Genomic DNA, 13287 nt, shown 5'->3' with positions numbered 1-13287 from the left:
CTTCAAAGGGAGATGAAAATGTCGATGTTCGATAACCTCAGCCGCTTTGGCGTTACCATCAGGCAGGCCCATGCACGGAACAAGGCGATCCGCGCGCTCGACGACCTGCCGGCGCATGCCCGGAAGGATATTGGCTGGCCGGCCTCGCCGCCGAGCGACCCGCAGGCGGCTCTTCACAAGCTGCTGCTTGGCACGCCGCGCTGATGACCTTCGCCGACAAATGCAAGCTGCTCGGCAAACGCCGGGGCCGGCAAGCGGCCTCGGCGACCGGCGACAACAAGCTGCGCGCCGCGCTGCTGCCGGGGCGTCGGTGACGCGCCTGCTATCGAATCAGGGCGTCGCATCACGTCGATGTGCGCCCGGCGAACCTTGACATTTTTAGCTGAGATCCAATCTTCGGATAGTGGGGAGAATTCTCTTAGTCGGCTCTGCCGAAGTCCGTGTATCCGCATGCCTAGTTTGAAAAGCCACGTCGTCTCGTTCATTCTTAGGCACAGCCGCAAGAAGGCCTTTTCCAGTCCCGAGAATCTGCAGCGCTGGATTGCCTACGCCCGCAAGACCGAAGACTATCATCCGCCCGCCTTGCTGAAAGCGCGGCTCGACATCGCCGAGACCAGTGTCGGTGGTTTTCCCGTTTATGAGATCGCGCCGACGGCCGGCGAAAGCCGGCGCATCCTTTATCTGCATGGCGGCGCCTTCGTCTTTCAGATGACATCCTATCACTGGGTGCTGATTGCCGAGATGGCGGAGCGGCTGGGCTTCGGCGTCACCGTGCCGATCTATCCGATCGCGCCGGAGCACAACTTCCATGACATGTTCGGCATGGTGGGCGACGTCTATCGGCGCATGCTCGAAGAGACCGATGCCGGGGATATCGTCTTCATGGGCGATTCCGCCGGCGGCAACATGGCCGTGGTGCTCACCATGATGGGCGCCGAGAAAGGCCTCCCAGCACCATCGCGCCACGTGCTGATCTCGCCCGGCCTCGATATGTCGCTGTCCAATCCGGAGGTGTTCGAGGCGGAGCGCCGCGATCCGTGGCTCGGCATTTCCGGCGGGCTCGAGGCGATCCGGCTCTACAGCGCCGGCATCGACCGCTCCGACTGGCGCATCAGCCCGCTCTATGGCGATCTCTCGGTGCTGCCGAAGACGCTGCTGCTCACCGGCTCGCATGACCTGCTCAGCCCCGATAATCTGATCTTCGCCGAACGGGCGCGCGCCGCAGGCGTCGAGGTCGACGTGGTCTATGAGGAAGGCATGTTCCATGTCTGGCCGCTGATCGAGATGCCGGAGGCGCGACGCGCGCGCGACAGCATCGTCGACTTCCTCACCGGCGAACCGACACCGCAGCGCGCCCGCGCACCGCGCCTGACCGGAACTGCCTACGCGGCGCGGCCTGCGCCGGCGGCCGAATAGCTCAGAACCTGCCGGTTTCGCGGAACAGTTCGAACGTCGCGCGGATGTGATCGGCAACGGCCTTCACCGGCGCGCTGGCGTCGGGCGCCACCACCATGGCGAGATTGTAGGTGCCGATATCTGGCATGCCGTCCTTCTGGCCCAGCTCGACCATATCGTCGCCGAGGAAGGATTTTGGCAGTGGCGCCACGGCGAGGTCGGCCATGATCGCGGCGCGCTGGCCGGCCGTGTGGGCGCTCATATAGGCGACGCGGTAGTTGCGGCCCTCGCGCCCGAGCGCTTCCAGGGCGCCGGCCCGCCAGGCGCAGCCCTCTTCCCACAGCGACACCGGCAGCGGTTCGCGCAGATGCGCGCAGCCACCCTTGGCGCCCGCCCAGACGATCGGCTCGGTCAAAAGCACCTCGGCGCCGAGCGCGCTGGTCTTGTAGGAATTGGTGAGCAGCGTGATGTCGAGCGCCCGGTCGTCCATGCGGCGGCGCAGATTGCTGCTCTGATCGATGGTGACGTCGACGGCGATCGACGGATGCGACTGCGCGAAGCGCTTCAAGACATGCGGCAGCACGCGCTCGCCATAATCATCCGGGGAGCCGAGCCGCACCACGCCCACGATGTCGGGAATGATGAACTTCGACACCACCTCGCGGTTGATCGACAGAAGCCGCCGGGCATAGCCGAGCAGCATCTCGCCATCCGTGGTCAGCGTCACCGAACGCGCGTCGCGCGCGAAGACGGAGCGGCCGAGAATGTCTTCCAGCTTCTTGATCTGCATGGAGACGGCCGAGGGCGTGCGGAACACCGCATTGGCGGCGGTGGTGAAGCTGCCGGTCTCTGCGATCGCCACGAAGGTGCGCAGCACATCGAGATCGAGCAGCGGCAGAGGATGGTTGAGCGGGGCGTTCATCGGAGCTTACCTTCAATTTTTCTGATGCAAACGATCATCCCATTTCGTTTGATTGAACATCACTTCAGGCGCATAGTCAACTCGATCGATGCAGGATGCTGCCAAAAGCAGCCATGAAACAACCCCGACACGGACCTGCAATCGACATGAAATGAAGCTGAAGCAGACCTGACGTAACGCATTGCCGGGTGCCTCCCTGCCCGAATCGAGGAGAATGAAAATGTCTATCCTGTCGTCTATCGGTCGGCTCGCGACCGAATTCAGCGCCGCCCGCGCCCGCTACCAGACCGAACGCGCAATCCATTCGCTGCCGATCGAGCTGCAGAAGGATATCGGCTGGCCGGAAGCCGCCGATGCCAAAACCGGTGTGCGCCTCGGCGTCGGAACCTGGGCCGGAGCGAAGTAACAAAGTGTGCATTCAGTGCTGAAGGCCTGCCGCATCAGCCCGGCAGGCCTTTTTGTTTGCACTCAAACGAATTTTCCAGCCATGCGGCCGCTGCATGACGCATATGAACCACTCGCATAACACGGCGCCGTTCTACTTAATGCCTTGTAAACAATCGTAAATTTCGGGCAGTTTGCCCAAATATGTCGCAATCCATGTCGCTTTTCATATCAAGCGCTTCGTTTTTGCGATTTAGTTTTTGCTGAACCAAGCCTATATCACCTCTCAGCAAAAACGAGCTGCCCCACTCCATCAAGCGAAGGCGACCCGTCTGAGCAACCAAATGGAGATGATGATGAAGCTCTTTGCCCGCCTGTTCACCCGCCGCGAAATGAACCTGACGACCGCTCTCGAGCGTCAGCGTCTTGCCAAGACCATGCCCGGCCAGACCGGCGCTATGGCCGCTGCCCGCCTCGGCTTCGTTGCCTGAGCACTCGTTCGACGGGACGGCCGCGCGCCGTTACCCGACTTGATCACAACGCCGCCGGGCCTCGCCAAGGCGGCGTTTTCATTTTGACGGCGCGGTTCGTTGGATACCTGAGGTGGTATCTCCAGGCTCGCGCCATCGGCGATTGCCCATTTGCGACCCGTGTCGCAAATTTAATCTTCACTTAGCCGCCTACCCGATTGACAAGAATGCTTTTTCCTGATGTCGCTATGCTATTAGCGACATTCTGTTCGCGTCATGGCCGCGTGAGGTCTCCCGTGAATGCCGTAAAGCTCCCGATCAAGAGATCGTTTGTATTCTTCCTCGTCCCCGACTTCACCATGATCGCCTTCGCGACGGCGCTCGACCCGTTGCGCTCGGCCAACCGGATGCTCGGCTACGATGCCTATAGCTGGCGCCTGGCCAGCATCGACGGCAAGCCGGTGCGCGCCTCGAACGGCGTCGAATGCGCCGTCAACACCTCGCTCGAGGAAGAGCGCAAGAAGATGGCCGGGCCAGACAGGCCGAACATGGCGATCGTCTGCAGCGGCATCAATGTCGAGCGCTACCACAACAAGTCGGCCTTCGCCTGGCTGCGCGAGGAATACAATCGCGGCGTCGCCGTCGGCGGGCTGTGCACTGGCGCGCATATCCTGGCTGCTGCCGGGCTTTTGTCCAACAAACGCTGCGCTATCCACTGGGAGAACCTGCCGGGCTTCTCGGAGGCCTTCCCCAAGGCCAATGTCTTTGCCGACCTCTTCGAGGTCGACCAGAACGTCTATACCTGCGCCGGCGGCACCGCCGCGCTCGACATGATGTTGAAGCTGATCGGCGACGACTTCGACGAAAGCCTCGTCAACCGTGTCTGCGAGCAGGTGCTGACCGACCGCGTGCGCAGCCCGACCGATCGCCAGCGCCTGCCGCTGCGGGCGCGTCTGGGCGTCCAGAACTCCAAGGTGCTGACCATCATCGAATTGATGGAGGCGAATCTCGCCGAGCCGCTGTCGCTGATCGAGATCGCCGATCACGTCGATCTGTCGCGCCGGCAGATCGAGCGTCTGTTCCGCACCGAGATGGGCCGATCCCCCGCCCGCTATTATCTCGAGATCCGGCTCGACCGCGCCAGGCATCTGCTCATCCAGTCGTCGATGCCTGTGGTCGAGGTGGCCGTGGCCTGCGGCTTCGTCTCGGCCTCGCACTTCTCCAAATGCTACCGCGAGCTCTATGCCCGCTCGCCGCAGCAGGAGCGCGTCGACCGCAAGCAGTTGCTGGCCGCCTGAACCAGTCAGGTGGCGGCTGCCTGGGCGGACTGCGTCTGCGCAGTCCGCATCGCCTCGATGCGGATGTCCTCGGTGAGTTGCGCTTTCAGCGTGGAAAATTCCGGGCTGGTCTTCAGCGTGTAGTGGCGCGGATGCGGCAGGTCGACCGGCACGTCCGATTTGATGCGGCCAGGCCGCGCGCTCATCACGACCACCCGCGAAGCCATGAAGATTGCCTCCTCGATATCGTGGGTGACGAACAGCACCGTCTTCTTGCGCCGCTCCCAGATGCCGAGCAGCAATTCCTGCATCAGACCGCGCGTCTGGTTGTCCAGCGCGCCGAACGGCTCGTCGAGCAACAGGATCGCCGGGTCGTTGGCCAGCGCGCGCGCGATCGCCGTGCGCTGCTGCATGCCGCCCGAAAGCTGCTTCGGCCAATGGTTTTCGAACCCCTTCAGACCGACGAGGTCGACATAGGAGGCGACGATCTCGTTGCGTTCGCGTTCCGGCATGCCCCGCTCGCGTAAGCCGAAGGCAATGTTTTCGGCAACCGTCAGCCAGGGAAACAGCGTATAGGACTGAAAGACCATGCCGCGATCCGGGCCGGGCCTGGTGACGGCCTTGCCGTCGAGCAGCACATGGCCGGTGCTCGGCGCCTCCAGCCCGGCCACGATGCGGAGCAACGTCGATTTCCCGCAGCCGGACGGGCCGAGGATGGTGATGAAATCATTGGCCGCAACCGAAAGGTCGACGGGCTGCAAAGCCTGCACCGGATTGCCGCCACGCACCCCGGCGAAGGTTCGCGAAACGCCTTCGATGAGAAGCTTGCTCACGCCAGGCTCCACGGATAGAGCCAGCGATTGAGCGCCTTGAAGGCGAAGTCGGACAACAGTCCGATCAACCCGATCACGATGATGCCGAAGATGATCTGCCCTGTCGCCAGCCGCGACTGGCTGTTGATGATCATGTAACCGATGCCGGATGACGAGCCGATCAGCTCGGCGACAATGACATAGGTCCACGCCCAGCCGAGCACCAGCCGCAGCGTCTCGGCGATTTCCGGCGCATTGGCCGGCATGATCACCCGTTTGACGATGCCGTTGTCGGTTGCCCCCAGCGTGTAGGCCGCCTCGACCAGGTCTCGCCTGGTGCTGCCGACCTTGACCGCGACGATCAGGATGATCTGGAACACCGAGCCGACGAAGATCACCAGGAGCTTCTCCAGTTCACCGATGCCGGCCCACAGGATGAGCAGCGGGATGAACGCCGAAGCCGGCAGGTAGCGGGCGAAGGACACAAACGGCTCGAGGAACGCCTCGATCGGCTTCCAGGCGCCCATCGCGATGCCGATCGGCACCGCGACGATCGAAGCCAGCACGAAGCCGCCGAAGACGCGCCAGATGGTGATCAGGATGTCGAGCCAGAAGCGGTCCTCGACCAAAAGCCGCCAACCGTCGCCAAGCATCGACGGCGGATCGGCGAGAAAGATCCGGTTCACATGGCCGCCCAGCGTGATCCACGCCCAGAACGCCACGAAGAGCACAAAGAAGGCGATGCCGAGCACGGTTCGGGTGCCCGGCGGAACGGGATGCAAGGGACGCAGCATCAGGCACTGTCCTTAAAGCATGTCTCCCGAAAGCGGGAACCGGTTTCGGGACAAAGACATGCGTAAAATCAAGAAACCTAAAGCGCAGGGAGCGAATCTGAAAGATCGCGACGCGCTTTAAGGAGAAGGAACGGCGGCTTGTCGCCGCCGTCGATCGAGGGATGCGCGATCAGTTGGCCAGCGCGCTGGTGTCGGCGAGCGTCGTCACGTCCGGCGCTTCCTTGATCAGGCCCATCTGCAGCAGCAGCTCCGCCGCGGTCTTGGAGAAGTCCTGGAAGTCCTTCGTGAAGAACTGCTTGTTCTCTTCCCGGTCGGCCCATTTCAGGTACTTGGCCGAGTCCTCGAACTCCTTGGCCGACTGCTTCACGTCGGCGCCCATGATTTCGTAGGATTTTTGCGGATCCTTCTTGATCATGTCGAGCGCGTCGAAATAGCTGTCGGCCAGCGCCTTGGCGGCATCGGGATTGGCCTTGAGGAAGTCCGGCGTGCAGCCGACGGTGTCCAGCACCATCGGATAGTCGAGCGTGGTCGCCAGGATATGCCCTTGGTCGGTCTTGTTGCGCACTGCGGAAATGAAGGGCTCATAGGTGACCGCGGCATCGTTCTGTCCGGCAAGGAAGGCTTGCGCTGCCGCGTCAGGCTCCAGGTTGACGACCGTCACGTCCTTGGTCGACATGCCGTTCTTGTTGAGCACCCAGGCGAGCAGGAAATAGGGCGACGTGCCGGGAGCAGACGACGCGACGTTCTTGCCCTTGAGGTCGGCGACCGTCTTGATGTTGTTGCGCACGACGATGCCGTCGGCGCCATAGGACTTGTCGAGCTGGAATATCTGCTTGGTGGTGACGCCGCTGGCGTTCCACACCATCCAGGTCTCGACCGTGGTTGCAGCGCATTGCAGGTCGCCGCTGGCAATCGCCAGCGGCCGGCTCGCCTGCGGCACCTTCTTCAGCGTGACGTCGAGCCCATGTTTCTCGAAGAGGCCGGCCTGCTTGGCTAAAGTCAGCGGCGCAAATCCGGTCCATCCGCTGATACCGATGGTGAGCGACGTGGCAGCGGCAGCCGGCGCCGACATCCCGACGACCGCCGTCAAAGCCACCGCGAGAATGCTGGTCCTGTTCATCATGGTTCCCCTTTTTGTCTGGTGAGAGGAGATTGTCTCACAGAGCGCAAAAGGCTTGTCAATGAAGCAGGACCGGTCATGGACCATGGTCCAAGTCAGCGCACCGGGAGCCTCCTCAAGCGTGCTTGAACTGACCGGTTGTGGCAGATCATCCGGGACGACGTCGGTGTTCAGTATTGGTCGCAATAGCACTCGGCCGACGAGATGCGGTCGTTCCAGCCGGAATCTCCGAAACCGCGAACCCTGCGATTGAGTTCGATCGAGCGACCGCGCCTGCCTGAATTCTCGTAGGCAACGAGCGTGCAGCCACGGCGCACGAGCACCGAGGAGACACGATCGTTCCAGAACTGGCCGCCGCGGAAATTGACGGCGTCGTCAGGCCCCATCTCCAGCGAGCGTCCCCGGAAATTGATGTCCTCGAACAGCACGCAGGCCGCCTCGCCGTAGAATTGGGCGCTGGCGCTCCCGGCACAAAGCAGAGATGCAAATACGGTCGGAATGAGCAGGCGTTTCATTATGATGCTTCCTTGTTCAGCCACTTCGAGCGATGCCGCCGGCCCCAGGGCACTTTGCCATCGTGCCGCGCGCAGAAGCAAGCTCGCGCCTGATCGTCCAGCCGCCACCTTAGCGCTGGTATAACGCTCCAGACGGAAAACCGCTGCGCACTTTTCCTGGAATTGCTTTTAGCGGCTGTCCAGCATCCAGCCGCGATTGCGCCACATCTTTTCCCCGGCCAGGCAATCGGCTGCCGGCCGGTCGTCGGCGAGCACCACCGGCGGATGATCCGCCTCTTCCGCCGCCCATCGCTGCGATGCCGGACCGGCAAGCTCCAGCACCAGCTTGCGGCGGATCGCTTCCGGGAACTGCGTCCAATCGTTGACCGGAATCATGAAGGCGCCCGGCCCGCCGATGACGCAGTCGCTGTAGTAGCGGTCGAGATTGGCGACATCGAAGGCACCGCTGAAACCGCCGCGCGTCATCAGCGGCAGTCCATTGATGGTGATACCCTGTTTCACCACCTCGTCCCGCGTGATGTCGACCGGCGCGCCCTGGTTGTTGGGTCCGTCGCCCGAAACATCGATGACGCGCTTGGTGCCCTGAAAACCGCTTTCGGCGAAAAGGTCGCTGCCGAATTCAAGCGCGCCGGAGATCGAGGTTCGCCGCGCGCTGTCCGGCGGACTGGCATTGAGCTGCGCAACCACCCTCTCTGCATCGGCGCGATTGGCGATCACAGTCCACGGCACGACGACCCGCTGCCATCTGGTGCCGGCCCATTCGACATAGGTGACGGCGATCTTGCCATAAGCGCCGTCGGCAATGGCCTTCAGCACGTTGTCATGCGTGAGCGCCGCGGCATAGCCATGGCGCTGGATCTCGAGTTCGGCCGGCGACATGGAGAGTGAAACATCGACCGCCAGCACCAGCTCGACATCGACCGGCTCGGCGGGAGAAGCTGCTGATGTCAGCCAAAGCGCCAGCGCCAGCGCGGCACTGCCTGAGAAGATATGCCTTGCGCGGGCATAAGCAGACATAAGGGGAGGGTAAGCGAAAATAGCCGCGTGCAAAAGCCGGGAATTCCCGGGCATCGCATTCCCGCCAGCCCAAGACCCTCTTAAAAATACCGCGCGAGATTCGAACGGATGCGTTCCAGCACGGTGTCTCCGGAGACGTCGGGCACGAATTTTGCGCCGGTGATTGCCTCGTAGGCCTCGATATAGACCTCCGAGGCCTGATTGACGATATCGTCCGGGATCCTTGGGATCGGTTCCTTGTAGGGGTCGCACCGCGCCAATACCCACGAGCGGATGAAGTCCTTGTCGAAACTCTGCGGCCGCACGCCGCCTTCGAACGCCTCATTGTAACTCGCTGCGATCCAGTAACGGCTGCTGTCGGGCGTGTGGATTTCGTCCGCAAGAACGATGGCGCCGTCCGGCGCCGTGCCGAATTCATACTTGGTGTCGGCCAGAATCAGGCCGCGTTCGGCGGCGCGCTGCTGGCCGCGGGCGAACAACTGTAGCGAATAGCGCGATACGGTGTCCCACTGCGCCTGCGTGAGAAGCCGCTGTTCGATAATCTCGGCTTCAGACAGTGGCTCATCGTGGCCGCCGCCTGCAGCCTTGCTGGTCGGAGTGATGATCGCCTCGGGCAGCTTTTCATTGTCGCGCAGTCCATCCGGAAAGCTGTGTCCGTAAAAGCTCCGTTCGCCTTTCCTGTACTTGGTCAGAATCGAGGTGCTGGTGGTTCCCGCCAGATAGCCGCGCACGACGATCTCGACCGGCAGCATATCGAGCCTCGCGCCGACGACGACATTGGGGTCGGGATACTCCAGCACGTGGTTGGGGCAGATGTCGGCGGTTTCCTCGAACCAATAGCGCGCTGTCTGGGTGAGGACCTGTCCCTTGAATGGGATCGAGGCCAGAATCGTATCGAACGCGCTCAAACGATCGGTGGCGATGATGATGCGGCGCCCGTCCGGCAGATCGTAGTTTTCGCGCACCTTGCCGTGATAGTGATTGGGAAGTTCGGGAATGAAGGCGTCGGACAGGATGCGCATATGGCGTGTTGCTTTCGCAGGCTTGTGATGGGGACACATAAGCTGTCGGCATCGCACGTATCAAGCCGGTACCCCACCCGTCTTCACATCGCCTCCGGGCACGGCAGGCGAATGATACAGCATCCGACTGTCACCCGCGTTGGCCCAGCTTCAACCGCATGTGCGACGATCGTCCGGTACAGAGAAAAAAGCCCGGCCGAAGCCGGGCTTTCGCATTCATCTTTTTGCGCCTGCGGCCTCAGCTCCTCGGCTTCAGGTTTTCCGGATCGTAGAGCGGTTTGTAGCCGACGCCGGCCACTTCGACCGGATAGGTCTCGCTGAAATACTCCACCTGCAGCTTGCGGCCCTCCTGGGCATAGGCCCAGGGCAGGTACGCAAGCGCGATGTTCTTGCCGATCGTCGGGCCGTAGGCGACCGAAGTGGTGAAAGAGCGGCGGCCGAGCTCGTCAACCAGCGTCTCGCCGGTCGCGGGGTCCTGCACCGGCATCGTGCCGACCGGATAGCGCGCGACACCCTTGGCATCGGTGTTCTCGGTCATCACCAACGTGCAGAGTATCGCCGGCTGATGGTGGCGGGCGCGATATTCGAGGTGTTTCGCCTTGCCGCAAAAATCGTTCTCCTTGACCTTCGGGCGGGCGAGGTCGGCTTCGAGCAGATTGTACTCGGTCAAGAGGTCGGCGTTCTGCAGCCTGAGGCTCTTTTCCATGCGGCGCGTGTTGGCGTAGGTCTCGACGCCGAACGGCATGACGCCGGTCGAACGCAGCGCATCCCAGACGGCCAAGCCGTCCTCGTAACGCATATGCAATTCCCAGCCCTGCTCGCCGACATAGGAAATGCGGAAGGCGGTGACATCCTTGCCGGCGATGCGGATCGGCTTGATCGCGGCGAACGGGAAATTCTCCGGCGTCAGCCCGTTCGGGTCTTCGACCACCTTCTGCAGGGTGGTGCGGGCGTTCGGCCCCCAGATACCGATGGTGACGTACTTCTCGGTCACGTCCGTAACCGTGACGTCGAAGCCTTTGTGCTGCGCGGTGCGCTGCATGTAGCGGAAGTCGCGCGGACCGGCGTCCGCGCCGTCGATCACCCGGCAGCGGTCGGCCATACGGATGACGGTGAAGTCGGCGCGCACCATGCCTTCCTCGTCGAGGAAGTGGGTATAGATGCCCTTGCCGATGTTGTTGTCGCCGCCGATCTTGGCCGCGCACAGCCATTCCAGCAGCGCGACATGGTCGGGGCCTTCGACATCGTACATCGAGAAGTGCGAGAGGTTGACGATGCCGCAATCCTCGCTCATCGCCAGGTGCTCGGCATTGGAGACGCGCCAGAAATGGCGGTTGTCCCATTCGTTTTCGCGCACCGGCACGCGGTTGCCGTATTTTTCGAGCAGGTGCTCGTTGGCGGCATAGCCGTGGGCGCGCTCCCAGCCGCCCAGCTCCATGAAATAGCCGCCGAGTTCCTTCTCGCGCTCCCAGAAAGGCGAGCGACGGATGTTGCGGCCCTTGGAGAAGGGCTCGCGCGGATGCACAGCCGGATTGTAGACCTTCATCGCGGTCTCGGTGCAGCGATCCCAGATGAACTGCTCCTGCATCTGGTGCGGGTAGAAGCGCGCATAGTCGATGGCGTGGTGGTCGATCGAGGTGCGGCCGTCGGTCATCCAGTCGGCGATCAGCTTGCCCATGCCCGGGCCGTCCTTGACCCATATGGCGACGGCGTACCAAAGCCCCCTCACCTTCTGGCTTTCGCCCATGGACGGGCCGCCATCGGTCGTCACCTGCAGCAACCCGTTGAAGGAATGGCCCTCATTGTAGCCGAGCTCGCCGAGGATCGGCGTCAGCTCCATGGCGCGCTCCAGCGGCGCCATGATCTGCTCCATGTCGAGGTCGCGCTGCGAGGGCGAGAGCCGCGCCTGGTCCTTCTCGAGCAGGTCGCGCGGGTGGCAGAGACGCGGATTGGTCTCTTCGTAGTAGCCCCATTCGATCTGTCCGCCTTCGGCGGTCTTGGGGTCGCCGGTGTCGCGCATATAGGCGGAGTTGCCCTGGTCGCGCAGCAGCGGCCAGCCGATCTCCTTGCCGGTGCCGGCGAACTCGTTGTAGGGGCCGAAGAAGGTCAGCGGATGGTCGATCGGCATGACCGGCAGATCCTCGCCGACCAATGCCGCGGTGAGCCGTCCCCAAATACCGGTGCAGACTACGACATAGTCGGCCTCGATCGTGCCGCGCTCGGTCACGACGCCCTTGATGCGTCCATTCTCGACGATCAGCTCCTTGGCGGAGGTGTTGGCGAAGGCCTGGAGCTTGCCGGAGGCTACACCCTGGTCGACCAGCTTGCCGGCCACCGTCTGCGAACGCGGGATGACGAGGCCAGCGTCCGGGTCCCACAAGCCGCCCCGCACCAGATGCTCCTCGATCAGCGGGAACTTCTGCTTGATCTCGGCCGGCTCGATCAGGCGCGCGCGGGTCCCGAACGCCTTTGCCGAGGCGATCTTGCGCTTGATCTCGTCCATGCGGCCGTCGTCGCCGACACGTGCGACCTCGAGGCCGCCGATGCGCGCGTAGTGGCCCATCTTCTCGTAGAAATCGATGGAATAGAGCGTCGTCCAGCAGGACAGGAAGTCGTGGCTGGTCGTGTAGCAGAAGTCGGAGGCATGCGCCGTCGAGCCGATATCGGTCGGGATGCCCGACTTGTCGATGCCGACGATGTCGTCCCAGCCGCGCTCGATCAGGTGATGGGCGACCGACGCGCCGACGATACCGCCCAGACCGACGATGACGACCTTCGCCTTTTTCGGAAACTCTGCCATTGCCCGCGACTCCAAAGTGGTAAAGCCGGCGGACTATAGGGCCGAGCGGTAGGGTGATTGAAGCCTGTTTGCGACATTAGGAAAAGGCCGAGCGACCCTGACGGCCGAACGCGCCTCGTCCGGGGTGTCACCGGTGAGGATTTCCTGATGTGCCGGAGCCGAATTCGCGCTCGATACCTCGCAAAAGCTTCCCGAAAACAAGCCGCTTGCCTTCGCGCACGCTGTCCTCGAGCGGCGTCGCGCCGGCCAGATGCGCGGCGATCGCGCTCGCCAGCATGCACCCGGTCCCGCGCATCGATCCGGCAAGCCTGGGCATGTCGAAGCGGATAGGTTCTTGTCCAGAGTTCAACAGAATATCCGTTGATCTGGGTCCCGCCGCATGGCCGCCCTTGATCAGCAGCGCCTGCGGTCCTTCCGCAAGCAATCGCCTTCCCTGCCGCAGCGCATCTTCGTCGTCCGCGGCCAATTCCGATCCGGTCAGGATCGCCAGCTCGATGAGGTTTGGCGTGACGAGCCGACAAAGCGGCATGAGATCGCGTTTCAGGACCCCGATCGCTCCCGGTTCCAGCAATTGCCTGCCCGACGTGGATGCCAGCACCGGATCGAGGACCGTCGGTATCCGCGGATTTTCGCCGAGCACGGTGGCAACCGCCGCGATAACGCGTCCCGTTGAAAGCATGCCGATCTTTATCGCCGACACTTTATTGGCCCGCAGCGCCGCGCGCATCTGATCGGCGACCAGGCCAGGCTGCATATGGT

The 13287-nt window shown here is 62.8% G+C and carries 13 protein-coding genes and 1 pseudogene; 5 read left to right on the top strand and 9 right to left on the bottom strand.

The annotated features are described in order from the left end of the window. Both EOA38_RS13250 and EOA38_RS13245 read left to right on the top strand, forming a co-directional pair. Positions 1 to 204, top strand: a pseudogene (locus EOA38_RS13250) (hypothetical protein); the annotation flags it as partial. 246 nt (positions 205 to 450) lie between these two features. Next, a complete protein-coding gene (locus EOA38_RS13245; protein WP_126093286.1) occupies positions 451 to 1416 on the top strand; it encodes an alpha/beta hydrolase in 966 nt (321 codons plus the stop codon). Position 1417: 1 nt separating this feature from the next. Here the strand turns inward: EOA38_RS13245 and EOA38_RS13240 are convergent, their stop codons facing one another. Next, a complete protein-coding gene (locus EOA38_RS13240; RefSeq protein ID WP_126093285.1) occupies positions 1418 to 2317 on the bottom strand; it encodes a LysR substrate-binding domain-containing protein in 900 nt (299 codons plus the stop codon). 220 nt (positions 2318 to 2537) lie between these two features. On the opposite strand from EOA38_RS13240, the gene EOA38_RS13235 reads away from it, so the two are divergent. From EOA38_RS13235 to EOA38_RS13225, 3 genes are all read left to right on the top strand, one after another. After that, positions 2538 to 2723 (top strand): hypothetical protein, encoded by a 186-nt coding sequence (locus EOA38_RS13235; protein ID WP_126093284.1) that lies wholly within the window; start codon positions 2538 to 2540, stop codon positions 2721 to 2723. A gap of 238 nt (positions 2724 to 2961) precedes the next feature. Further along, positions 2962 to 3192 carry a hypothetical protein gene (locus EOA38_RS39160; RefSeq protein WP_189434644.1) on the top strand — a complete coding sequence of 77 codons (231 nt, stop codon included), beginning with the start codon at positions 2962 to 2964 and terminating at the stop codon, positions 3190 to 3192. A gap of 338 nt (positions 3193 to 3530) precedes the next feature. Beyond that, entirely contained in the window at positions 3531 to 4469 is a 939-nt protein-coding gene (locus EOA38_RS13225) for a GlxA family transcriptional regulator (RefSeq protein WP_348627521.1), read from the top strand. A 5-nt stretch (positions 4470 to 4474) separates the two neighbouring features. On the opposite strand, the gene EOA38_RS13220 is transcribed toward EOA38_RS13225, so the two are convergent. The 8 genes from EOA38_RS13220 to EOA38_RS13185 form a co-directional block, all read right to left on the bottom strand. Next, positions 4475 to 5281, bottom strand: a complete 807-nt coding sequence (locus tag EOA38_RS13220) for an ABC transporter ATP-binding protein (protein WP_126093282.1) — start codon at positions 5279 to 5281, stop codon at positions 4475 to 4477. Beyond that, positions 5278 to 6054 carry an ABC transporter permease gene (locus EOA38_RS13215; RefSeq protein ID WP_189350002.1) on the bottom strand — a complete coding sequence of 259 codons (777 nt, stop codon included), beginning with the start codon at positions 6052 to 6054 and terminating at the stop codon, positions 5278 to 5280. The genes EOA38_RS13220 and EOA38_RS13215 overlap by 4 nt, the downstream gene beginning before the upstream one ends. Positions 6055 to 6223: 169 nt before the next feature. After that, positions 6224 to 7174 (bottom strand): ABC transporter substrate-binding protein, encoded by a 951-nt coding sequence (locus tag EOA38_RS13210; protein WP_127299398.1) that lies wholly within the window; start codon positions 7172 to 7174, stop codon positions 6224 to 6226. 170 nt (positions 7175 to 7344) lie between these two features. Then, positions 7345 to 7689 carry a peptidase inhibitor family I36 protein gene (locus EOA38_RS13205; protein ID WP_126093280.1) on the bottom strand — a complete coding sequence of 115 codons (345 nt, stop codon included), beginning with the start codon at positions 7687 to 7689 and terminating at the stop codon, positions 7345 to 7347. A 168-nt stretch (positions 7690 to 7857) separates the two neighbouring features. Then, entirely contained in the window at positions 7858 to 8706 is an 849-nt protein-coding gene (locus tag EOA38_RS13200; RefSeq protein ID WP_126093279.1) for a DUF1194 domain-containing protein, read from the bottom strand. 80 nt (positions 8707 to 8786) lie between these two features. Beyond that, the gene (locus tag EOA38_RS13195; protein WP_127299397.1) at positions 8787 to 9728 is read right to left on the bottom strand and encodes a phosphoribosylaminoimidazolesuccinocarboxamide synthase; all 942 of its coding nucleotides are present in this window, start codon (positions 9726 to 9728) and stop codon (positions 8787 to 8789) included. 238 nt (positions 9729 to 9966) lie between these two features. After that, complete coding sequence (locus EOA38_RS13190; protein WP_127299396.1) at positions 9967 to 12528, bottom strand: FAD-dependent oxidoreductase; 2562 nt, start codon at positions 12526 to 12528, stop codon at positions 9967 to 9969. Between the two features lie 127 nt (positions 12529 to 12655). After that, on the bottom strand, positions 12656 to 13282 hold the full coding sequence (locus EOA38_RS13185) for a hydroxymethylpyrimidine/phosphomethylpyrimidine kinase (RefSeq protein WP_281060097.1): 627 nt from the start codon (positions 13280 to 13282) through the stop codon (positions 12656 to 12658). Positions 13283 to 13287 lie beyond the last annotated feature (5 nt).

Source organism: Mesorhizobium sp. M1E.F.Ca.ET.041.01.1.1, assembly GCF_003997355.1.
Lineage (GTDB): Bacteria > Pseudomonadota > Alphaproteobacteria > Rhizobiales > Rhizobiaceae > Mesorhizobium.
The sequence above is the reverse complement of the archived record's forward strand: the minus strand, read 5'-3'. Positions and strand labels throughout refer to the sequence as shown.

Coding starts and splice junctions, on each gene's coding strand:
- EOA38_RS13245 (WP_126093286.1), top strand. CDS start 451: ATGCCTAGTTTGAAAAGCCACGTCGTCTCGTTCATTCTTAGGCACAGC.
- EOA38_RS13240 (WP_126093285.1), bottom strand. CDS start 2,317: ATGAACGCCCCGCTCAACCATCCTCTGCCGCTGCTCGATCTCGATGTG.
- EOA38_RS13235 (WP_126093284.1), top strand. CDS start 2,538: ATGTCTATCCTGTCGTCTATCGGTCGGCTCGCGACCGAATTCAGCGCC.
- EOA38_RS13225 (WP_348627521.1), top strand. CDS start 3,531: ATGATCGCCTTCGCGACGGCGCTCGACCCGTTGCGCTCGGCCAACCGG.
- EOA38_RS13215 (WP_189350002.1), bottom strand. CDS start 6,054: ATGCTGCGTCCCTTGCATCCCGTTCCGCCGGGCACCCGAACCGTGCTC.
- EOA38_RS13210 (WP_127299398.1), bottom strand. CDS start 7,174: ATGAACAGGACCAGCATTCTCGCGGTGGCTTTGACGGCGGTCGTCGGG.
- EOA38_RS13205 (WP_126093280.1), bottom strand. CDS start 7,689: ATGAAACGCCTGCTCATTCCGACCGTATTTGCATCTCTGCTTTGTGCC.
- EOA38_RS13200 (WP_126093279.1), bottom strand. CDS start 8,706: ATGTCTGCTTATGCCCGCGCAAGGCATATCTTCTCAGGCAGTGCCGCG.
- EOA38_RS13195 (WP_127299397.1), bottom strand. CDS start 9,728: ATGCGCATCCTGTCCGACGCCTTCATTCCCGAACTTCCCAATCACTAT.
- EOA38_RS13190 (WP_127299396.1), bottom strand. CDS start 12,528: ATGGCAGAGTTTCCGAAAAAGGCGAAGGTCGTCATCGTCGGTCTGGGC.
- EOA38_RS13185 (WP_281060097.1), bottom strand. CDS start 13,282: ATGCAGCCTGGCCTGGTCGCCGATCAGATGCGCGCGGCGCTGCGGGCC.